Origin of the sequence: Rhizobium laguerreae (assembly GCF_019778565.1) — a bacterium.
Classification (GTDB): Bacteria; Pseudomonadota; Alphaproteobacteria; order Rhizobiales; family Rhizobiaceae; genus Rhizobium; species Rhizobium laguerreae.
The window spans coordinates 375,339-396,139 of record NZ_JAAXQT010000008.1 but is presented as its reverse complement, the minus strand read 5'-3'; the positions used below and the strand labels follow the sequence as shown (position 1 = coordinate 396,139).

21 protein-coding genes and 1 pseudogene are annotated in these 20,801 nt (G+C 61.6%); 15 read left to right on the top strand and 7 right to left on the bottom strand.

The annotated features are described in order from the left end of the window. Positions 1-31 precede the first annotated feature (31 nt). From HFO71_RS24875 to HFO71_RS24860, 4 genes are read left to right on the top strand one after another with little or no spacing between them, the layout of a single operon-like run. Complete coding sequence (locus HFO71_RS24875; protein ID WP_025396134.1) at positions 32-919, top strand: carbohydrate ABC transporter permease; 888 nt, start codon at positions 32-34, stop codon at positions 917-919. 1 nt (position 920) lies between these two features. Beyond that, positions 921-1,832 (top strand): carbohydrate ABC transporter permease, encoded by a 912-nt coding sequence (locus HFO71_RS24870; RefSeq protein ID WP_077979394.1) that lies wholly within the window; start codon positions 921-923, stop codon positions 1,830-1,832. 19 nt (positions 1,833-1,851) lie between these two features. Next, positions 1,852-2,934: an ABC transporter ATP-binding protein gene (locus HFO71_RS24865; protein WP_077979398.1), complete on the top strand. Its 1,083-nt coding sequence runs from the start codon at positions 1,852-1,854 to the stop codon at positions 2,932-2,934. Positions 2,935-2,952: 18 nt separating this feature from the next. After that, complete coding sequence (locus HFO71_RS24860) at positions 2,953-3,702, top strand: ThuA domain-containing protein (protein ID WP_077979401.1); 750 nt, start codon at positions 2,953-2,955, stop codon at positions 3,700-3,702. Between the two features lies 1 nt (position 3,703). Here the strand turns inward: HFO71_RS24860 and HFO71_RS24855 are convergent, their stop codons facing one another. Together HFO71_RS24855 and HFO71_RS24850 are read right to left on the bottom strand one after the other, a co-directional pair. Beyond that, positions 3,704-4,615, bottom strand: coding sequence for an SMP-30/gluconolactonase/LRE family protein (locus tag HFO71_RS24855; RefSeq protein ID WP_077979402.1), 912 nt, complete (start codon positions 4,613-4,615; stop codon positions 3,704-3,706). Between the two features lie 94 nt (positions 4,616-4,709). Continuing rightward, a complete protein-coding gene (locus HFO71_RS24850; RefSeq protein ID WP_025396129.1) occupies positions 4,710-5,531 on the bottom strand; it encodes an SDR family oxidoreductase in 822 nt (273 codons plus the stop codon). Between the two features lie 18 nt (positions 5,532-5,549). Between HFO71_RS24850 and HFO71_RS35920 the strand changes: the two are divergent. Next, positions 5,550-5,729, top strand: a pseudogene (locus HFO71_RS35920) (hypothetical protein); the annotation flags it as partial. 3 nt (positions 5,730-5,732) lie between these two features. Here the strand turns inward: HFO71_RS35920 and HFO71_RS24845 are convergent. Next, a complete protein-coding gene (locus HFO71_RS24845; protein WP_077979403.1) occupies positions 5,733-6,920 on the bottom strand; it encodes a phytanoyl-CoA dioxygenase family protein in 1,188 nt (395 codons plus the stop codon). Positions 6,921-7,015: 95 nt separating this feature from the next. Between HFO71_RS24845 and HFO71_RS24840 the strand changes: the two genes are divergently transcribed. Next, complete coding sequence (locus HFO71_RS24840) at positions 7,016-8,041, top strand: LacI family DNA-binding transcriptional regulator (protein ID WP_077979404.1); 1,026 nt, start codon at positions 7,016-7,018, stop codon at positions 8,039-8,041. A gap of 65 nt (positions 8,042-8,106) precedes the next feature. Continuing rightward, positions 8,107-9,324: an adenylate/guanylate cyclase domain-containing protein gene (locus HFO71_RS24835; RefSeq protein WP_077979405.1), complete on the top strand. Its 1,218-nt coding sequence runs from the start codon at positions 8,107-8,109 to the stop codon at positions 9,322-9,324. A gap of 17 nt (positions 9,325-9,341) precedes the next feature. Here the strand turns inward: HFO71_RS24835 and HFO71_RS24830 are convergent, their stop codons facing one another. From HFO71_RS24830 to HFO71_RS24815, 4 genes are all read right to left on the bottom strand, one after another. After that, a complete protein-coding gene (locus tag HFO71_RS24830) occupies positions 9,342-10,121 on the bottom strand; it encodes an SDR family oxidoreductase (RefSeq protein ID WP_077979406.1) in 780 nt (259 codons plus the stop codon). A 77-nt stretch (positions 10,122-10,198) separates the two neighbouring features. After that, positions 10,199-10,600, bottom strand: coding sequence for a DoxX family protein (locus tag HFO71_RS24825; RefSeq protein ID WP_077979407.1), 402 nt, complete (start codon positions 10,598-10,600; stop codon positions 10,199-10,201). A 151-nt stretch (positions 10,601-10,751) separates the two neighbouring features. Beyond that, positions 10,752-11,900 (bottom strand): galactonate dehydratase, encoded by a 1,149-nt coding sequence (dgoD, locus tag HFO71_RS24820; RefSeq protein ID WP_077979408.1) that lies wholly within the window; start codon positions 11,898-11,900, stop codon positions 10,752-10,754. A 66-nt stretch (positions 11,901-11,966) separates the two neighbouring features. Beyond that, on the bottom strand, positions 11,967-12,722 hold the full coding sequence (locus HFO71_RS24815) for a FadR/GntR family transcriptional regulator (protein WP_077979409.1): 756 nt from the start codon (positions 12,720-12,722) through the stop codon (positions 11,967-11,969). 212 nt (positions 12,723-12,934) lie between these two features. Here HFO71_RS24815 and HFO71_RS24810 point away from each other — a divergent pair, with 212 nt between their 5' ends. The 8 genes from HFO71_RS24810 (at position 12,935) to HFO71_RS24775 (ending at position 20,790) form a co-directional block, all read left to right on the top strand. Further along, positions 12,935-13,918, top strand: coding sequence for an arabinose ABC transporter substrate-binding protein (locus HFO71_RS24810; protein ID WP_077979410.1), 984 nt, complete (start codon positions 12,935-12,937; stop codon positions 13,916-13,918). Positions 13,919-13,988: 70 nt separating this feature from the next. After that, complete coding sequence (araG, locus tag HFO71_RS24805) at positions 13,989-15,494, top strand: L-arabinose ABC transporter ATP-binding protein AraG (RefSeq protein ID WP_221968298.1); 1,506 nt, start codon at positions 13,989-13,991, stop codon at positions 15,492-15,494. A gap of 17 nt (positions 15,495-15,511) precedes the next feature. Next, positions 15,512-16,462 carry an L-arabinose ABC transporter permease AraH gene (araH, locus tag HFO71_RS24800; protein WP_077979412.1) on the top strand — a complete coding sequence of 317 codons (951 nt, stop codon included), beginning with the start codon at positions 15,512-15,514 and terminating at the stop codon, positions 16,460-16,462. After that, the gene (locus tag HFO71_RS24795) at positions 16,459-17,349 is read left to right on the top strand and encodes an aldose 1-epimerase (protein WP_131662191.1); all 891 of its coding nucleotides are present in this window, start codon (positions 16,459-16,461) and stop codon (positions 17,347-17,349) included. Before araH ends, HFO71_RS24795 begins: the two co-directional genes overlap by 4 nt. After that, on the top strand, positions 17,350-18,129 hold the full coding sequence (locus HFO71_RS24790) for an SDR family oxidoreductase (RefSeq protein WP_077979414.1): 780 nt from the start codon (positions 17,350-17,352) through the stop codon (positions 18,127-18,129). A gap of 210 nt (positions 18,130-18,339) precedes the next feature. Beyond that, positions 18,340-18,771 carry an OsmC family protein gene (locus HFO71_RS24785; protein WP_017962203.1) on the top strand — a complete coding sequence of 144 codons (432 nt, stop codon included), beginning with the start codon at positions 18,340-18,342 and terminating at the stop codon, positions 18,769-18,771. Positions 18,772-18,993: 222 nt separating this feature from the next. Then, positions 18,994-19,602, top strand: coding sequence for a TetR/AcrR family transcriptional regulator (locus tag HFO71_RS24780; RefSeq protein ID WP_025396116.1), 609 nt, complete (start codon positions 18,994-18,996; stop codon positions 19,600-19,602). A gap of 48 nt (positions 19,603-19,650) precedes the next feature. Further along, the gene (locus HFO71_RS24775; protein WP_077979415.1) at positions 19,651-20,790 is read left to right on the top strand and encodes an efflux RND transporter periplasmic adaptor subunit; all 1,140 of its coding nucleotides are present in this window, start codon (positions 19,651-19,653) and stop codon (positions 20,788-20,790) included. Positions 20,791-20,801: the final 11 nt, after the last annotated feature.

Below are 20,801 nucleotides of genomic sequence, written 5' to 3'. Positions count from 1 at the left end.
CCGGTTCCATCGATAAGGTTTGTGAGCTTCCATGGCCCGAAACTCTCATGAAAAGCGCGCCGAGCGGCAATGGCTGCTGATCCTGTTGCCCTCGCTGGTGCTGCTTCTGGCCTTCGTCATCTACCCGGCCCTCTATTCCATCTATCTGAGCTTCACCAATGAGGCGCTGACCGGGGCCGCAGCCCTTCGGCCCCGTTTCGTCGGATTCAGGAATTACACGCGGCTTTTCAACGACGCGAAGTTCTGGAATTCGCTGTTCGTCACCTTCGTCTTCGTCATCGGTTCGGCGGTGATCGGCCAGTTCGTGCTCGGCCTGATCTCGGCAATTGCGCTGCGCCGGCCGATCCGCTTTCGGCGGGTGTTCTCGTCGATCATCCTGTTGCCGAACGCGGCCCCTGAAGTCGTCGCCGGTTTCATGTGGATCTCGATGCTGGCGGGCGGCGACAATGCCACACTCAGCCGCATCGTCAGCTTCTTCGGCATCACGCCGGCCGACTGGCTGCAGGTCTTCCCGCTGTCGATGATCATCGTCGTCAACACCTGGCGCGGCATCGCCACGGCGATGATCCTGTTGACGGCCGGCCTCAGTACCATTCCGGCGGAGATCTACGAGGCGGCCCGCATGGACGGCGCCACTCCATCGCAGATGTTCCGCCGCATCACCCTGCCGCTGATGATGCCGACGATCCTGCTCTATATGCTGATCTCGGCCGTCTCAACCATCGCCGTTTTCGGCCTCGTCTATGCGCTGACGCGCGGCGGACCAGGCGGAGCAACCGAGGTCGTCAGCATCTATATCTACAACCAGTCCTTTACGTCGTTCCAGCTGGGCTATGGTGCTGCGGTCGCCGTCGTCGCGCTCGCCATCTCGCTGGTATTAGGTATTGCCTATGTCCGAGCCATGAAGGTGGAGGTCTGACATGGCCGTCGTTTCCCCGAGCGAAACTGCAAACAAGGGTCGCTCCGACCTCGTTGCCTATGCGACGCTGTCGCTGATCTCGATCTTCTGCGCGGTGCCGTTCTTCTGGGTGCTGCTTGCCTCGCTCGACGGCAATGCCCAGCTTTTCCTGCATTGGCCGGAGCAGTGGACTTTCGCCAACTATATCAGGGTCTTCACCAAGGAGGACGGGGCGAAGTGGCTGTTCAACTCGCTCTTCGTGGTCGCTAGCGCGACGCTGCTCGTCATGGTGCTTTCCGGGCTCGGCGGTTATGCGCTGTCGCGCACCCGCGCTTGGTGGAAGCTGCCCTTCCTCTACGCGATCCTGCTCATCCGGGTGCTGCCGCCGACGGCGCTCGTCGTGCCGCTCTACAAGTTTCTGCTGACGTTGAACAATGCGGAAGCGGCAGTGCTCAGGCCGATCTTCGGCAGCTATGCGCGCGACATCATGCGCTGGACCGGCTTCATCGACGGTTATCTGGGGCTGATCTTGGTGCTTGCGACGATGCAATTGCCGCTGGCGCTCTGGATCATGAAGACCTTCTTCGACGGGCTGCCGAAGGACTACGAGGAAGCGGCGCTGATGGACGGGGCAACACTGATACAGCGCATCCGCCGGGTGCTGATCCCGCTGGCGCTGCCGGGGCTGGCTGCGGCCGGGCTTTTCGCCTTCATGTCGGCCTGGGGCGATTTCCTGCTGCCGCTGATCTTCCTGTCGTCGCCGGAGCTGCAGACACTGCCGCTCGGTCTTTTCCGCGCCTTCCTGCGCATCAACGAGATCGATTACGGCCTGCTGACCGCGCTGGCATTCATCTATCTGCTGCCTGCCGTCGTCGCCTTCGGTTTTGCGCGGCGCTTCCTCGTCCAGACATTCTCGGGCGGCGTGAAGGGCTGAGATCAAGAAAGAGAAACAGATGATCAATCTCAGAAACGTTCGCAAATTCTACGGCGCGCTCGAGGTCATCAAGGGCGTCGACATCACCGTGGAAGACGGCGAGTTCGCAGTTTTCGTCGGCCCGTCCGGCTGCGGCAAGTCCACGCTGCTGCGGATGATCGCCGGCCTCGAAGGCATCGACAAGGGCGACCTCATCCTTAACGGCAAGCGCATCAACGACGTGCCGCCCGATAAGCGCGGTATCGCTATGGTGTTCCAGTCCTATGCGCTCTATCCGCATATGAGCGTTGCCGAAAACATCGGCTTCTCGCTCAGCCTGAAGAAGGTGCCGGAGGTGGAGATCCGCCGCCAGGTGGAAGGTGTAGCCGAGATCCTGCAGCTCACCGACTATCTCGACCGCCGCCCGGCCGCTCTTTCCGGTGGCCAGCGCCAGCGCGTGGCGATCGGCCGCGCCATCATCAAGAAACCGGCGCTGATCCTGTTCGACGAGCCGCTGTCGAACCTCGATTCGGCGTTACGCGTGCAGATGCGCGCCGAGTTGCAGCGCCTGCACCGCGAGCTGAAGGCGACCGTCGTCTACGTCACCCACGACCAGGTGGAGGCGATGACGATGGCGGACCGTATCGTCGTGCTGAACAAGGGCGTCGTCGCTCAGCAGGGCGCGCCGATGGATCTCTACCATCAGCCCAATAACGAGTTTGTCGCAACCTTCATCGGCTCGCCAAAGATGAACGTGCTGCCGATGACGGCGACGCGCCGGGATGCGGGCAAGGTGCATCTGGAAAGCCCGCTCGGCCTTTCCATCGACCTTTCAGACGCCAATGGCGCCGTGCAGCAGGGCGATGCGAAGCTCGGCATCCGGCCGGAACATCTGAAGCTCGCACCCCAAGGGCAGGGCGATTTTTCGGCCGAGGTCGTCATCGTCGAGCGTTTGGGGGTGGAGACCTATCTGACAGTCGGTTCGCAGCAGCAGCCGATCGTCGTACGCACGGAAGGCGACATGACCATTCGCCCCGGCGATCGCGTGTCGCTGACTGCCGAGCGCGCCGGTTGCCATCTGTTTGATTCCGCCGGCCGGGTAATCCGTTCGGCAACCGCTTGAAACACATCGAGGAATGACATGACAATCAAGGTCACGATCTGGAACGAAGGGCGCCACGAGCAGGTCCACAAGGAAGTTCAGGATATCTATCCTGATCGTATCGACGGAGCGATCGCCGCCGGCATCGCCCATCCGGATTTCGAAATCCGCCGCGGCACGCTGGATGATCCTGACGAAGGCCTGCCGGACAGCATGCTCGATGATACCGACGTGCTGCTCTGGTGGGGGCATATGGCGCATGAGGAGGTCAGCGACGGGCTGATCGATCGCGTGCAGCAGCGCGTTCTGAAGGGCATGGGCCTGCTGGTCCTGCATTCCGGCCATCATTCCAAGCTCTTCCGCCGGCTGATGGGGACCAATGCCAACCTTTCCTGGCGCGAGACGCCGGAAGGCGACCTGGAGCGCGTCTGGGTGGTCAATCCCTCGCATCCGATCGCCGAGGGGCTGCCGCCCTATTTCGAGGTCAATGCCTCGGAAATGTATGGCGAGCCCTTCGATATTCCGCAGCCGGACGAGCTGGTGTTCATTTCCTGGTATTCCGGCGGCGAAGTGTTCCGCAGCGGCTGCACCTTTCAGCGCGGCCGCGGGCGCATCTTCTTTTTCAGCCCCGGCCACGAGACCTACCCGATCTATCACGACAAGACCGTGCATAAGGTGATCTCGAACGGCATCCGCTGGGCGCGGCAGAAACACACCGATGGCCGCGTCCTGGAGAACTGGCACCGCGCCGAGCCGCTGCACGGCCGCCCCGACAAGGTGAAGGTCTGATCTATGGATATTGCGCGCCGGTCGTCTTGATATAGATCGAATAGACCGAACGCGTCGCGGTGATGAAGAGCCGGTTTTTCTTGAGGCCGCCGAAGGTGAGGTTGGACACCGTCTGCGGCACCCTGATCTTGCCGAGCAGGGTGCCGTCGGGCGAAAAGCAGTGCACACCGTCTGAGGCACTCGTCCAGAGATTGCCGGCGACATCGAAACGAAAACCGTCGGGATGGCCGACATCGAGGCTGCAGAAATAGCGGCTGTTGGCAAGCGCCCTGCCGTCGGTGACGTCGAAAACGCGGATATGGCGCGGCACTTCATGTTTTGCGGAGCCTGAATCGGCAATATAAAGCTTCGTCTCATCGGGCGAGAAGGCAAGGCCGTTCGGCTGGATGAAATCCTCGACGACGGCGTCGATCGCTCCGCTTGCCGGGTCGATCCGGTAGACGTTGCGCGTGGGCTGCTCGGGCTCGGCCTTGTGGCCCTCGTAATCCGACAGGATGCCGTAGGTCGGATCGGTGAACCAGACCCCGCCGTCGGAGTGCACGACGACGTCGTTCGGCGAGTTCAGCCGCTTGCCTTGGTAGCTGTCGGCGAGAATGGTGATGGTGCCGTCCGTCTCGGTGCGGGTGACACGGCGGCCGCCATGTTCGCAGGAGACCAGCCGTCCCTGCCGGTCGCGGGTGTTGCCATTGACGTAGTTGGAGGGCGAGCGGAAGACGGAGACGGTCCCATCCGGTGTCCAGCGCATCATGCGTTCATTCGGGATATCGCTCCACAGAAGGCAGTTCAGGTCGGAAAACCAGACCGGGCCTTCCGTCCAGCGGCAGCCGGAATAAAGCTCCTCGAGGCCGGCGCTGCCGATGACCATTGCACCGAAGCGTTCGTCGCGGATCTCATAAATCGGATTGTCGCCCATGCCAGTTTCCTCCCTGAATGCTGCCGCCTCTTCCTAGCGATAATTCCTGAGAGGTGCCAGAGCCCGGCGATGGAAATGCCGGGTTCCGGTTTCTTCAAAGGGCGGCCTCTGGATGCGGCGAGCCGTCGTAAGCGCCCCAGATCGACTGGTCGAAGCAGATGACCGAGCCGCTCATCAGGCCGGATTCGGACGACGATAGGTAAGCGCAGGCGCGCGCCACCTCGTGCGGATCGACGAGGCGGCCGAAGGGCTGGCTTGCCGCCGCCTTCTCCAGCCAGTCGGCGGGGGCATCGTGATATTCGCGCTGGATCCGGTCTTCGCCCTCGGAGGCCATCCAGCCGATGTTCAGACCATTGACGCGGATGCGGTTGCGCAGGAGCGCGTAGGCTGTGTTCTTTGTCAAAGTTTCCAGCGCGCCCTTGGAGGCGCAATAGGCGGCGATGAAGGGCTGGCCGGCTTTGGCTGACATCGAGCCAATATTGACGACCGTACCCTCGATTTTTTCGCGGCGCATGACCTTCACCGCCTCCTGCATCAGGAAAAACGGCGCGCGAACATTGACGGCGAACATGGCGTCGAAGAGCTCCGGGCTGGTGTCGAGGATGGTGCCGCGATCGGTGATGGCGGCGGCATTGACCAGCGCGTCGACGCGGCCGAAGGTCTCGTCACAGGCGCGCACGACATTCTGTGCATCCTCGACCTTGCCGAGGTCGGCCTTGACGTAGACGATCCTGGCGCCGGTCGCAGCCGAAATCTCCGCCGCCTTCGCATTGCCCTTGGTTTCATTGCGGCCGCAGATGATGATGCCTTCCGCGCCGCGTTCGGCGAAGAGGCGGGCAATGGTCGCGCCCAACCCTTGCGTGCCGCCGGTGACGATGGCGATCTTGCCGTCGAGGCGGCCGTGGTCTGTGCTCATGTGGTTCCTCCATTTGCGATGACATACGAATGGCCTCCCGCGGGTGCGGAAGTTTTTTATGTCAGTGCGGATGCCCCCTCATCCGCCTGCCGGCACCTTCTCCCCGCTGGGGAGAAGAGATTCGCAGCAACGTCTCGATTTCCCTTCTCCCCTCGGGGAGAAGGTGCCCGTAGGGCGGATGAGGGGGCTCCAGCCTCCAAGTTAGCTCAACTTCTTGCCCGCCTGCTCGGCAAGTGCTGCCGTAAAGGCTGCATCGCTCCAGCCTTCCTTCAGCGCCTCATGCATCAGCTGCGCCTGTGTCTTCGGCGCCAGTCCGCCGAGCGGCGGGTCGCGGTCGAGGTTGGTCGGGAAGGAGTAGCCCTCGGCACAGGCGGCGACGGCGTTGGCGATTTCGTCAGGCGAGAGCCTGCCCTGCAAGGCCTTCAAGGCGGGAAACAGCCTGGCGGTCATCCTCTCGCGATTGACGGTTTCCATTGCCCGGCCGAAGGCGGAGGAGACCTGCAGGAGGTTGGCGACACGTTTGATGTCGGCCGAGCGGTTGGTGCCGGCGGCGTGGAAGAGGGCGGGATTGAAGAAGACGACGTCACCCTTTTCGAGTGGCAGCTGGACATGGTTGGTCTCGAAATAGTCCCGGAACTCCTGCCGCTTCAGCGCGAGATAGCCCGGTACATAGGTCTGGCTGTACGGCAGGAAGAGCGTCGGGCCACTTTCGAGCGGCATATCGCAATGGGCAACCGCACCCTGCAATGTCAGTACCGGCGAGAGCCGATGTACATGTGCCGGGAACTGCTCGATTACCTTTGAGGACTGAAAGCCGAGATGGTAGTCGCGATGCGCCGACTGCGCCGAACCGCCCGGATTGACGCGGTTGACCTGCGCCGTCATCTGGTAGCTCGGACCGAGCCATGCTTCGCTGGCCAGAGCGACGATGGTGTTGCCGTAATATTCGGCGAAATTTGTCGGATCGGCGAGGCAATGTTTTTCCAGCGAGTTCCAGATACGGTCGTTGGCACCGGGCTTGGCGAAGTGATCGCCGCCCCCGGTCGAGGTGCGGTGCTGTTCCTCGATGATCGCATCGAAGATCGTGCTGGCGCGGTCGATGATGCCGGTGTCTTCGGAAGCGCGCTTGAACACGACGACACCAGGACCCTCGCCGAAGGCGTCACAGATTTCCGCCAGCACGGCGCGTCGGCCTTCTGGCGTTGCGGCCGCCGTCATCACCTTGCGGCTGTCATAGATCAGCACGTTTTTTTCGACCGCAGACGCCGAGGGGTAATCGGTAAGTGCCGTCGTCTTTTCCGCAAGGGCGCGAAACTCATCGAGATCGCAGGCGTCTTCGCTCAGCCAGACGCGGTCAGCGCGCAGTTTCTGCTGGTTGTCGGTTTTCATGGCGGGCTCCTCCCTCTTTCCAATGGAGGCACTATACGCCGCGATGCCAGGTGTTATAGATCAGAAATCCATCAAAAAACCATCAGGCCGGTCATATGGCACATCTCTTTCTCGTCAAGGATATCGCCTTCCAGGCAGGGCTCAGCACCGCGACCGTCGACCGGGTGCTGAACGGCAGACCGGGTGTGCGCCGGCAGACCGAGATGCGGGTGAAGGCGGCGATCGCGGAGCTTGAGAAGCAGCAGGCCGGGGCGATGGGCAGCGGCCGCATGCTGGCGATCGATATCGTCATGGAGACGCCGCAGCGTTTCAGCGATGCGGTGCGGGCAGCCTTCGAGGCCGAGATGGCGACCTTCCTGCCAGGCGTTTTCCGCTGCCGGTTCCATTTTGCCGAGGTGATGAAGCCGGCCGAGCTGGTGCAGCTTCTCGATCGCATCCGGCTGCGCGGCACGCACGGCATCGTGCTCAAGGCGCCTGACGTCGCCGAGGTGGCGGCCGCCGTCGCGCGGGCGGATGCGGCCGGTATTCCTGTCGTGACGCTGGTGACCGACCTGCCGAATTCGGCCCGCATCGCCTATGCCGGCGCCGACAACCGGGCGGCGGGAGAGACCGCCGCCTATCTGATCGGCGAATTCCTCGGCAGTGATGGTGGCAAGGTGCTGGTGACGCTGTCGAGCGGCCGGTTTCGCGGCGAGGAGGAGCGCGAAATCGGCTTTCGCCGCGTCATCCGCGCCCGCTATCCCGATATCGGCATTACCGAGATCAGCGAGGGCCACGGCACCGATGCGGCGACGGGAACGCTTGCCGCGGTAGCGCTTGCGGCAGATCCTGCCATTAACGCCGTCTATTCGATCGGCGGCGGCAACCGGGCGGTGCTTGCGGCCTTCGACGCGGCCAAGCGCCCCGTCCGTGTTTTCGTCGCCCATGATCTCGATGCAGATAATCGCGCCCTGCTTGCGGCGCGTCGGATCGGCTTCGTGCTGCATCATGATCTCAGAACCGATGCGCGTTCGGCCTTCCGGGCGATCATCAGCCGGGCGACTGCCTTGCCGCGCGCGGTTACGCCCTCGCTTTCATCAGTCGAAATCGTCACGCCCTACAATATGCCCGCGGCCGATTGAGCCAATTGGCTTTCCTTCGATGTCGAATTCGCGCTACAGCTTTGGCACGAGTTTAGGTGAGCGACATGGATTACAGCGACGTCAGCACGATTGCAGCCTGGATTACGGAGCAGGGACTGAAAGGCGTTTCGGAGGCCGAACTCATGACCGGTTTCTGCTCGGCTTGCCGGGATGCCGGCCTGCCGCTCGACCGCGGTCTGGCGCTGATGGATACGCTGCATCCGGTGCATGAGGGCCGCGCCTTCCGCTGGGACAGCATCGAGGAAATCCAGACCGAGTTCGAATATGGTCCGACGATCTCGGGGGAGGCGGCGTCGAACTGGCAGCGTTCGGCTTTCTTTCATCTTTGGTCTCGCAACGAGCGGGAGATACGCCGGCGTCTCGGCTTCGGCGATCCGATCGATTTCTCCATGCTCGATACGATCGCTGAAGCCGGTCACACGGATTTCGTGGCGATGATGCATCGTTTTTCCGAGGCCGGCACGATCGGCGAGATGGATTGTTTCTTCTCGCATTTCGCGACGAAACATTCTGAGGGCTTTTCCGACCACGACCTCGCCATCCTGCGCAAGCTGGTGCCGGTGCTGGGGCTGGCGATCAAATGCATCGCGCTCGGGCGTATCGCCCGCACCATCGCTGAGGTCTATCTCGGCGAGGACGCCGCGCGCCAGGTGATGGAAGGCAAGATCAGCCGCGGCAAATCGGAGCGGATTTCCGCGGCACTCTGGTTTTCCGACCTGCTGAACTACACGAAGATCTCCGACAGCGTGCCGCCGGAGGAGATCATCCCCCTGCTTAACGACTATAGCGAGGCGGTGATCACGGCGATCCACGAGTCCGGCGGCAACGTGCTGAAGCTGATCGGCGACGGTGTGCTCGCCATCTTCAAGGGCGAGGTGCCGGCGGAGACCTGTCGTGCGGCGCTGAGCGCCGAATCGCTGCTGCGGGAAAAGCTCACTACGCTGAATGCCGCGCGTGCGGCTGACGGCCGGGCGACGACCGACGTCTATATCGGCCTGCATATCGGTGATGTCTTCTACGGCAATATCGGGAGCCAGGATCGGTTGGACTTCACCGTCATCGGGCCTGCTGTCAACGAGGTCAGCCGGATCGCCTCGATGTGTCGTTCCGTTGATCTCAACCTGTTGATCTCCTCCGATTTCGCCGCGGCGATTCCGGAGCAGCAGCGTACCGCCCTCGCCTGCGTCGGACGCTATGCGTTGCGCGGCGTGCAGCGGGCGCAGGAACTGTATACCCTCGACAGTGCCCAGCTGAACGGCTGAGTTCTTGACTGCAAGGGCTATCGCAACAGGCCCTGGCCGCCGTCGATCCAGATCGGCGTACCGGTGATGTGCCGTGCGCGGTCGGAGGCGAGGAAAAGGATTGTTTCGGCGACATCCTCGCTCTTGCCTGCCTTGCCGCCGGCAATCGGGATATCGCCCTCAGGCCAGATGACCGGAACCTCCGTCTCCTCGCGGCGGCGGCTGTCGGTATTGGCGCTGATATTGGTCTCGATCTCGCCAGGGCAGACGGCATTGACGCGGATGCCGTGTCGGCCGAGTTCAAGGGCGAGCTGCTGGACCATGGCGACCTGGCCCGCCTTGGTTGCGGTATAGGCGGTGGCGCCCGGCGTGGTGAAGGTACGGGTGCCGTTGATCGACGAGACGACGACGATCGAACCGCCGCGACGCTTCAAATGCGGAACAGTGAGATGCAGGGTCAGGTAGGTGCCGCGCAGATTGACGGCGATGGTCTTGTCCCATTCTTCCGGTTTCAGATCGTCGATCGGCGCCCAGACGCCGTTGATCCCAGCATTGGCGACAACGATGTCGAGGCCGCCGAAGGTGTCGGTCAGTTGCGCGACCGCGTTCCGCATTTGAGCTTCGTCGCTGGTATCTGCGGTCAACGCGATCGACTGGCCGCCGGCGGCCTTGATTTCGGCGCAGGTCGTTTCGACCTCGTCGGCGGTGCGGCTCAATGCTGCGACCTTTGCACCTTCGGCGGCGAGGCGCAACGCGGCCGCTTTGCCGATGCCGGAACCTGCGCCTGTTACCAGTGCGATCTTTCCCTTCAGCTCCATGGGCAGGCTCTCCTTGCCGTTTTGCCGCTAAGCCAATGTTCGAAACGGGCTGTTGGTTCCGAAAGGAGAGCGGATCGTTAGAGCCTCCTGAGCAGGCGGTGTTGCAACGCCCATCTCTCCGGCCCGTGGACGGCGGCAAAGAGCAGACCGGCGAGGAAGGTAAAGTGATCGACGAAGAAGCCGAACTCGGCCTGGTTCTGCTGCCAATGGGACGGACCGTGGAAGGCAAAAGCGAGGAAGATCACATAGACGGCTGCGAGCAGGCTGGCCTCGGTGAAGAAGGCCCCTGATATGAAAGCGAGCGCCAGCGCGATCTCGAAGAAGGCGGCGATCCAGGTAAGGAATGTCGCCATCGGAAAGCCGGCAGCGGTGATATAGCCCGCTGTTGCGCCGATATCGGCGAACTTGAAGCCGGCGGCCATGAAGAAGACGAAGCTGAAGATGATGCGGGCGACGATGATCGCGATTGCTTTGGCCATCCTGAAATCTCCTCTTGAGTTCCACTATGACGGACGAGACCCCCGATATCCTACACGGTGAATGAAAAGGGCCGCTTGCGCGGCCCTATCACTTTGAATTGCGCACAATCCTTTCCGAAAAATCGGCTTCGATTTTCGGGGTTATGCGCTCTCACCATTCGGCGAAGCTGCCGTCGGCATGCCGCCAGATCGGGTTGCGCCAGCGGTGGCCCTCTTTGGCGCGCTCGATGACATAGGCCTCGTCCACCTCAATGCCGAGCCCTGGACCCTGCGGGATCGAGACGAAACCATCGGCATATTGGAACACCTCCTTGTTGGAGATGTAGTCGAGGATGTCGTTGCCCTTGTTGTAATGGATGCCGAGGCTCTGTTCCTGGATGAAGGCGTTGTAGCTGACGGCATCGACCTGCAGGCAGGCGGCAAGCGCGATCGGACCCAGCGGGCAATGCGGTGCCAGCGCCACGTCATAGGCTTCGGCCATCGCCGCGATCTTGCGGCATTCCGTGATGCCGCCGGCATGGGAGAGATCCGGCTGGATGATGTCGACGTAGCCGTCCGAAAGGACCTGCTTGAAGTCCCAGCGCGAAAAGAGGCGTTCACCGAGCGCAATCGGCGTCGAGGTATGATTGACGATATCGCGTAGCGCTTCCTTGTTTTCGGACAGCACCGGCTCTTCGATGAACATCAGCTTGTAGGGATCGAGCTCCTTGGCGAGAACCTTGGCCATCGGCTTGTGCACGCGGCCGTGGAAATCGACGCCGATGCCAATATGTGGGCCGATCGCCTCGCGGATGATGGCGATGGTCTCGACCGCCTTTTCCACCTTCTCATTGGTGTCAACGATCTGCATTTCCTCGCAGCCATTGAGCTTGATCGCCTTGAAGCCGCGGGCAACCACTTCCTTGGCATTGTTGGCGACATCCGCGGGCCGATCGCCGCCGATCCAGGAATAGACCTTGATGCGATCACGGAGCTGGCCGCCGAGCAGAGAATGGATCGGCTGGCCGAGCGCTTTGCCCTTGATATCCCACAGCGCCTGGTCGATGCCCGAGATCGCGCTCATGTGGACGGCGCCGCCGCGATAGAAGCCGCCACGATACATCACGGTCCAGTGGTCTTCGATCAGGAAAGGATCCTTGCCGATCAGGTAGTCTTCCAGCTCATGGACGGCGGCCTGAACGGTGAGCGCACGGCCTTCGACGACCGGTTCGCCCCAGCCGATAATGCCCTCGTCGGTCTCGACCTTCAAAAACAGCCAGCGCGGGGGAACGATATAGGTGGTGAGTTTGGTGATCTTCATCGCTGCTCTTTCAGTCTCTTCCCGGGTTTGCGATCGGCGGCGCGTCCGCAGATTTGTCGTGATAGTTCATTTCGTTCTGCCGATCGCTTTTTCGGCGGCGGCAAGATCGCGCACCGCAAGATCAAGCATGCGGTTGGCGCATTCGCGGGCGCCCGCCTTGTCGCGCATGCGCAGGGCCTCGACCAGCTGGCCGTGAACGAGCACCGCATCCTCGCGATTCTCGACGCCGATATTGGAGGCATGCAAGGCATATTTCAGCGCCGCGTGAATGGCGCTCGACAGGCGGCGGAAGACCTGGTTGTGGCTGGCGGTGAGCAGCACCGTGTGGAACATGACATCGGCATCGGTGAAGCTTTCCGGGTCGCGGGCGCTGTCGCGCATCTGCCGCCAGGCATTGTCGAGATCGGCGATCTCCTGGGCGCTGGCGCGCTCGGCGGCATATTCGGCGGCTGCCGGCTCGATGGTGCGGCGGGCTTCGAGAATGCAGCCGAGCAGGTCGAAATCCTTGATATAGGGACCCATCCATTCAAGCACGTCGGCGTCCAGGATATTCCAGTCGTCCTTGTCGCAGACGGTGGTTCCGATGCGCGGCTTGCCGCGGACAAGGCCTTTGGATTCCAGCACTTTCAGCGATTCGCGAATGACGGTGCGGCTGACGCCGTAGAGCTCGCAGAGATCGTTCTCGCGGGGCAGCGGCGAGCTCGCGGGATAGCGGTCCGCACAGATATCCTGAGCGATCGCCGCCGTGACGTTCCGGCGTACGCGCGGGCGGCGCTCGATGCGGCGGCTTTCGGCCCCGCTCTGTCGCTCGATTGTTTCCAACTCACCTCTCCGCTCTGTCTCGCGTGCTAGGCAACCAAACCTGATTATCCGAATTCGATCCGCTTTGCGACGCTTCCTCCCGGCACTCCGTCAATAATCCTATTATTCCAATCATCATACATTGGCAATTGACTGGTATGATGATTTGTCATAATTCAGTGGACGTTGCCTGGGAGGCAGCGGCTCGGTTTTTGAGAGTTAGGGAGAGAGACATGCGCTTGTTCAAAGCAGCCATTTTGGCTGGCACTTTCGCCATTCTGGCAGCCGGCTCGGCATTTTCCGCGGACGTCAAGATAGGGTTCATCGTCAAGCAGCCCGAGGAGCCTTGGTTCCAGGACGAATGGAAATTCGCCGACCAAGCCGCCAAGGAAAAAGGCTTCACCGTCGTTAAGATCGGCGCCGAAGACGGCGAGAAGGTCCAGTCGGCGATCGATAATCTCGGCGCCCAGGGTGCGCAGGGCTTCATCATCTGCACGCCCGACGTCAAGCTCGGCCCCGGCATCGTCGCCAAGGCCGAAGCCAACCAGCTGAAGCTGATGACGGTCGACGACCGCCTCGTCAGCGCCGACGGCAAGCCGCTGGAAGACGTGCCACATATGGGCATTTCAGCCACCAAGATCGGCGAGACCGTCGGCCAGGCGATCGTCGACGAAATCAAAAAGCGCGGGTGGGACATGAAGAATGTCGGCGCCGTGCGGGTCTCCTATGACCAGCTGCCGACGGCCGTCGACCGCGTCGAAGGCGCGATGTCGGTGCTGAAGTCCGCCGGCTTCCCGGTCGAAAACATCTATGATGCGCCACAGGCGAAGACGGATACGGAAGCGGCGCTCAACGCGGCGACCACCGTTCTCAACAAGCATGCCGACGTGAAATACTGGGTCGCCTTCGGCCTCAACGACGAAGCCGTCCTCGGCGCCGTCCGTGCTTCCGAATCGGTCGGCATTCCGGCGGCCAACGTCATCGGCGTCGGCATTGGCGGCGCGGAGTCGGCAATCAACGAGTTCAAGAAGCCGGCGCCGACGGGCTTCTTCGGCACCGTCATCATCTCGCCGAAGCGTCATGGCTACGAGACGGCGCTCAACATGTACGACTGGATTGCCAACGACAAGGAGCCGGCAAAGCTGACGCTGACCTCCGGTTCCCTGGCACTGCGCGACGATTACGAAAAGGTCCGCAAGGATCTTGGCATCGAGTGATCGTCCTTCCAAGATGATATCGTCCGGCGGCCGCTCAGCGTGCCGTCGGGTCTTTCTCGACGGAGCGATGATGGCTTTCCTCGAATTCAGCAATATCTCCAAGGGTTATCCCGGCGTGCAGGCGCTGGCGAATGTTTCCTTCACGGTCGAGAAGGGCGCCGTCCACGGCCTGATGGGCGAAAACGGCGCGGGTAAATCGACGCTGATCCGGGTACTGTCAGGCGATCAGGCCGCCGATGCCGGCAACATCCTCGTCGACGGCGAGGAGCAGAAATACGCGTCCGTCCGCGACGCCTTCCATGCCGGCGTCATCGTCATCCATCAGGAACTGCAGCTCGTTCCGGAGTTGACCGTCGCCGAAAATCTCTGGCTCGGACGCTTTCCGGCCAAGGGCGGCGTCATCCATTCGAAGGCGCTGATCGAGACGGTGCGGTCGAAGCTCGAAGAGATCGGCATCGATGTCGATCCGTCGGCCAAGGTCGCCTCGCTTTCGATCGGTGCGCGGCAGATGGTCGAGATCGCCAAGGCCGTCATGCTCGATGCACGGGTGATTGCGCTCGACGAGCCGACCTCCTCGCTTTCCTCGCGCGAAAGCGAAATCCTGTTTTCGCTCATCGACAGGCTGAAGGCGCAGGGAACGGTCATTCTCTACGTCTCGCATCGTCTCGACGAGATCTTCCGTCTTTGCGACAGCCTGACCGTGCTACGCGACGGCAAGCTCGCCGCCCACCATCCTCAGATCGCCGAAACCACGCGCGAACAGATCATTTCGGAAATGGTCGGACGCGAGATCAGCAATGTCTGGGGATGGCGCGAACGTCCGCTCGGCGACGTCCGGCTGGAGGTCAAGGGCCTGTCGGGGCCGAGGCTGCGCCATCCGATCAGCTTTTCGGTCCGCCAGGGCGAAATCCTCGGCTTCTTCGGCCTGATCGGCGCCGGCCGCAGCGAGATGGCGCGGCTGCTTTACGGAGCCGATGCCAGGCATCAGGGCCAGGTGACGATCGATGGCGTTGCCGTTTCGCCGAATAATCCGAAGGCGGCGATCAATGCCGGAATGGTGCTCTGCCCCGAGGACCGCAAGTTCGACGGCATCATCCAAGGGCGATCAATCGAGGAGAATATCGCGATCTCATCGCGCCGGCATTTTTCGCCTTTCGGCATTCTGAGCCCGAGACGAGAGGCGGCGCTGGCAGATCGGTTCATCGCCAAGCTTCGGGTGCGGACGCCGTCGCGCAAGCAGGACATCATCAACCTTTCGGGCGGCAACCAGCAGAAGGTCATTCTCGGCCGCTGGCTGTCCGAGCAGGGGATCAAGGTCCTCGTCATCGACGAGCCGACGCGGGGCATCGACGTCGGAGCGAAATCGGAAATCTATGAAATCCTCTACGAGCTTGCGGCCGGCGGCATGGCGATCGTGGTGATATCAAGCGAGTTGCCCGAAGTCATGGGCATCTCCGATCGCATCATGGTGATGTGCCAGGGCAGGGTGGCGGCCAATGTCGCCCGCCAGGATTTCGACGAGCGCAACATCCTGACGGCAGCACTTCCCGACAAGAACGCCGCAGGCACCCTTTAGGACCAGGAATACGGACGATGAATTCGTTGAAAAAAATTCTTCTTGGCGAACAGGGGCTGGTGGTGATCTTTGCTGCCGCCTTCGTGATCGTCTCGCTCTTCGTTCCGAACTTCCTGACCGAGCGAAACATGCTGGGGCTGCTACAGTCGGTCGTCACGATCGGCATCGTCGCCTGCACGATGATGTTCTGCCTGGCCTCGCGCGATTTCGATCTTTCGGTTGGATCGATCGTCGCCTTCTCCGGCATGATCGCGGTGATGGTCTCGAATGCGACAGGCTCCATTCCCGTCGGGCTGCTCGCCGCCCTGCTGTGCGGCGCCGTCGTCGGTTTCGTCAATGGTATCGTCATTGCGCGGTTCCGCATCAATGCGCTGATTACCACGCTTGCGACCATGCAGATTGTGCGCGGGCTGGCGCTGATCGCGTCCGATGGCCGCGCCGTCGGCATCAATGATCCCGATTTCTACCAGCTTGCCCTGTCGCGATTTCTGACTGTGCCGACGCCCATCTGGATCATGCTGATCCTTTTCATACTCTTTGGTTTCGTGCTCAACCGCACCGTCTTCGGCAAGAACACCCTGGCAATCGGCGGCAATCCCGAGGCCTCGCGGCTTGCCGGCGTCAATGTCGTCAACATGCGGGTCTGGATCTTTGCGCTGCAGGGGCTTGTCTGCGGCATTGCCGGCATCCTGCTTGCCTCGCGCATCACCTCCGGCCAGCCGAATGCGGCGACAGGGCTTGAGCTTTCGGTGATTTCTGCCTGCGTCCTCGGCGGCGTTTCGCTGGCCGGCGGCCGGGCGGCAATGAGCGGCGTCATTGTCGGCGTGCTGATCATGGGCATTGCCGAAAACGTCATGAACCTCTTGAATATCCAGGCGTTCTATCAGTATGTGGTCCGCGGGCTGATCCTGTTGATCGCAGTGTTGCTCGACAATTTGAGGTCTTCGGCTGCGGGACGGCGCGGATGAACCAGGGACAAACCGGCGATGACATCGAACTGAGGCACGGCGATCTTGCCGTTCGGGTCAGCCGTCGGGGTGCGGCCGTCACCGCCGCGACCTATCGAGGCGTGCCCTTTCTCGTGGCGGCTGGCGGGCCGGATGGAGCGATGGCGAATTTCGCGATGGTGCCGTTTGGCAACCGCGTGGAAGGCAATACCATGTCCTTTGCCGGACGCGACTATGCCTTCCGGCCGAATACTTCCGATCCGCTCTATCGGCACGGCGACGGCTGGCTCAGCCTCTGGCAGCTTGAAGACTCCAGCCCGGAGCATGCGCAATTCTGCTTTTCCCGCAGCGCCGACAGGGTTTCACCTTATGCCTATCTCACCCGGCAGGAGATCCGTCTCGCCGGCGATGCGCTGGTGCTGACACTTTCCGTGGAAAACCGCGGCGAAGCCGCCCTTCCTTTCGGGCTCGGTCAACATCCCTTCTTTGCGCGCACGCCAAAGACGCGGCTGACGATTGCGGCCGATCGCTATTGGAGCGAGCGGCCGGACCACCTGCCGGAGATGCCTGGCCCTGTGCCGGGTTATTTCGATTTCAGATCCGAAAAGCTTTTGCCGCAGAGATGGATGAACAATGCCTTCGAGGGTTGGAATGGGCGAGCTGCGATCGCCTGGCCGGAACTTGGAATTCAGACGGCGCTGGAAGCCGGTGGTGCGCTCGATCGCTTCATGCTGTATATGCCGGTCAACCGGAGCGACTTCTTCTGCCTCGAGCCGATGAGCCACCTGCCGAACGGCCATCACCTTCCTGATTTCGGTGGGCTCGCGCCACTTGCGCCGGGGGAGGATCTTGCCGGCACGGTGACGATCCTGATGTCGGCGCTGCCGGTTCGGTCGGAGGAGGGATAGATGGGCGGCCGTCTGCAAGGCAAGAACATCCTGATAACAGGTGCTGCGCAGGGTATCGGCCTTGCGATCGCGAAGGCTTTCCTGCGGGAGGATGCCGCCGTCTTTCTCGTCGATCGCGATGCGGCGCTGCTGGCGCAGGCGGCAAAAGAGCTTCAGAGCGGTGGCGGCCGGCTTGGTTATCTGCCGGCCGATATTACCGATACCGGCACGATCACCACATTGGTCGCCCAGGCGAATGAAGAAATCGGACAGCTGAACGCGCTCGTCAACAATGCCGGGGTCAATGTCTTCGCCGAACCGCTCGAGACGACGGACGAGGAATGGAACCGCTGCTTCGACATCAATCTCAAGGGCGCATGGAACTGCTGCAAGGCGGTGCTGCCGGGCCTGATCGAACAGGGCGGCGGCGTCATCCTCAACATCGCCTCGACGCACGCTTTCACCATCATCCCGCATACATTTCCCTATCCGCTGGCCAAACACGCCCTGCTCGGAATGACGAAATCCTTGGGGCTCGAATATGCCGCCCGCAATATCCGCGTGAATGCGCTGGCGCCGGGCTACGTCTCGACGCAGAAGGTGATCGATTACTGGAACGGCTTCCCTGATCCGAAGGCGGCAAAGGCCGAGACGATGAAACTGCATCCCGGCGGGCGCATCGCGACACCGGAGGAGATCGCCATGGCGGCCGTTTTCATGATTTCCGACGAGTGCCCGTTCATCAATGCCACCTGCCTGACAATCGACGGCGGCCTCAGCGTCCTGCAGCATCCCGTTTGAACGGGCTTCGACCCCGGCAATTTTTACATGCCTGTCGTCTTCTCGGCATAGAGCATTATATTGCCCATCGGGAAGGCTATCTGATCTCCCGCAGGCACAGAGCGGCGCCCTGCCGCTTTCTGGAAACAGTTGGAGCATGATGTTGTCCGAAAACCGCGCACACTTTTCGGCATCATGCTCTGAAAGCACAATCGAAAACAGGAGGACGGCATGCAGATCAATCGCACGGCTTCGGCCCATTGGACCGGTGGCCTCAAGGACGGCAAAGGCCTGATCTCGACGCAGAGCGGCGCCCTGAAGGACTATCCCTACGGCTTTGCAAGCCGCTTCGAAGGCATCCCCGGCACCAACCCGGAAGAGCTGATAGGTGCCGCCCATGCCGGCTGCTTCACGATGGCGCTGTCGTTGATCCTCGGGGAAGCCGGCTTTACCGCCGAGCATATGGAAACCTCCGCCAAGGTGACGCTCGAAAGCGTCGAGGGCGGCTTCGCCATCACCGCCATCCATCTCTCACTCTCCGGCCGTATTCCCGGTGCCGATGAAGCGACCTTCACCGAACTTGCCAACAAGGCGAAAGCCGGCTGCCCGGTTTCCAAGGCTCTCGCATCCGTTCCGATCACACTCGACGTCAAGGTCGTCTGACTCGTCACTCCATCAACGAAGTGCCGCGCGCTTGTCGCCGCGGCGCTTTGTATTTGGTGCACCCATTGTCGGCGCCCCTTATTCCAGCTCGAGTTGTTGCTTCCGCCGGACTGCCCTCGTTTCGCAAAGCCTTATGTTGCGCGACAGTTGACAAATAACGCCTGATATTTTACGACTGACGAAATTCGAAAATCGTCAGTCGTAATTCAGGTCCCGAAGCTTATGAACGACATCGCGGAAAATACGCTGGACATTGCGCGGCAGGAGAATGTCACGCGCATTCTTGATGCGGCCGAGCGGCTGTTTCGGCACTATGGCTACAGCAAGACGACGGTGGCCGATATTGCCCGCGATCTCGGCATGTCGCCGGCCAATATCTATCGTTTCTTCGCCTCCAAGGTGGAAATCCACCAGGCGCTCTGCGGGCGTATGCTCGCGACTGCCTATCAAATCGCCTACGACATCCGTCATCAGCCGATCAGCGCCAGCGAGCGGCTGCGCCGCTATGTCGAGACCCAGCATCAGTTGACGCTTGATCTGATGCTTGACGAGATGAAGGTGCACGAGATGATCGTGGTCGCCATCGAGCGCGACTGGCATGTCATCGAAAAACACATCGATCGTGTTCATGACCTGATCGCCGAAATCATCGCCGAAGGCATTGCAGCCGGGGAATTTGCCGAGCAGGACCCGGTCGTTGCCTCGCGCTGCTTCGGCGCGGCGACGATCAATCTCTGCCATCCGCAGATGGTGGCGCAATGTCTTGCCAAAACCAACCGCGCGAGCGTCGACGAACTGATCAATTATGTGATCAGGGCGCTGAAGAAATAATGGGCGGCAGCCGCCGTCGAATCCCGAAACAATCCAGGAGTGCGGAAGATGTTTTCGCTCAAGACCCTCAGCCATCGCATGCCGTCCGTCGCCAGTCTCATACTCGTCGGCGCCATCGGCATCGGCGTTTCCGCCTGCTCGGAAGAGAAGGCTGAGGTCAAGCAAGTCATCCGGCCGGTGAAGGTCGTCGAGATCGCCAAGGCCGGCGACACCCGCAAGCTCGACTATTCGGGCTCGGTCAAGGCGCGCACGGAGATGAACCTCGGATTTCGCGTCGCCGGCAAGATCACCGAACGCCTCGTCGATATCGGCGACAAGGTGAAGCCGGGCGACGTGCTCGCTCGGATGGACTCCACCGATTACCAGTTGGCGGTCAAGACGGCGGAAGCCAATCTCGCAGCCGCTGAAAAAGGCGTGGAAACCGCCGATCTCGTGAACAAGCGCAATCAGCAGCTGTTCGACAAGAATGTTTCGCCGAAATCCCAGCTGGAGCAAGCGTCGCTCAGTTACGATCAGGCCGTTTCAAGCCGCGATGCCGCCGTCTCGGCGCTCGATCAGGCGAAGAACCAGGTGAGTTATGCGGAGCTGAAGGCCGACCACAACGGGATTGTCACGACGATCAATGCCGATGTCGGCCAGGTCGTTGCGTCGGGCACTCCCGTCGTCGCCGTTGCCGTCGACGGCGAAAAGGAAGTGCAGATCGCCGTTCCGGAAAACGACATTGCCGAATTCAAGCCGGGCAAAACAGTCAAGGCAAGCTTCTGGGCCGACGACAGGCTGGTGCTCGACGGCAAGGTGCGGGAGGTTTCCGGAAGCGCCGACCAGCAGTCGCGTACCTTTGCGGTCCGCGTGAGCCTGCCGAACGATCCGCGCGTCTTGCTCGGCATGACGGCGACGATCGAGGCCGACGTCAGCAATAGCAACAGCTATGTCTCGATCCCGCTCAGCGCACTGGCTGAAAAGGACGGCAAGCAGATGGTCTGGACCGTCGACCGCGACACGGCGACCGTGCATGGCCGCGACATCAAGGTCGCCGATTTCACCGGCGACGGCGTGCATGTGACTGAGGGTCTCGATACCGGCGATCTCGTCGTTTCAGCCGGCACGCAGTTCATGAGCGAAAACCTGAAGGTGAAGGTGCCGGACCAGCAGTCGGCCCTGGCTGCCACGGACCAGACCGTCCGCTGAACGCGCGATAA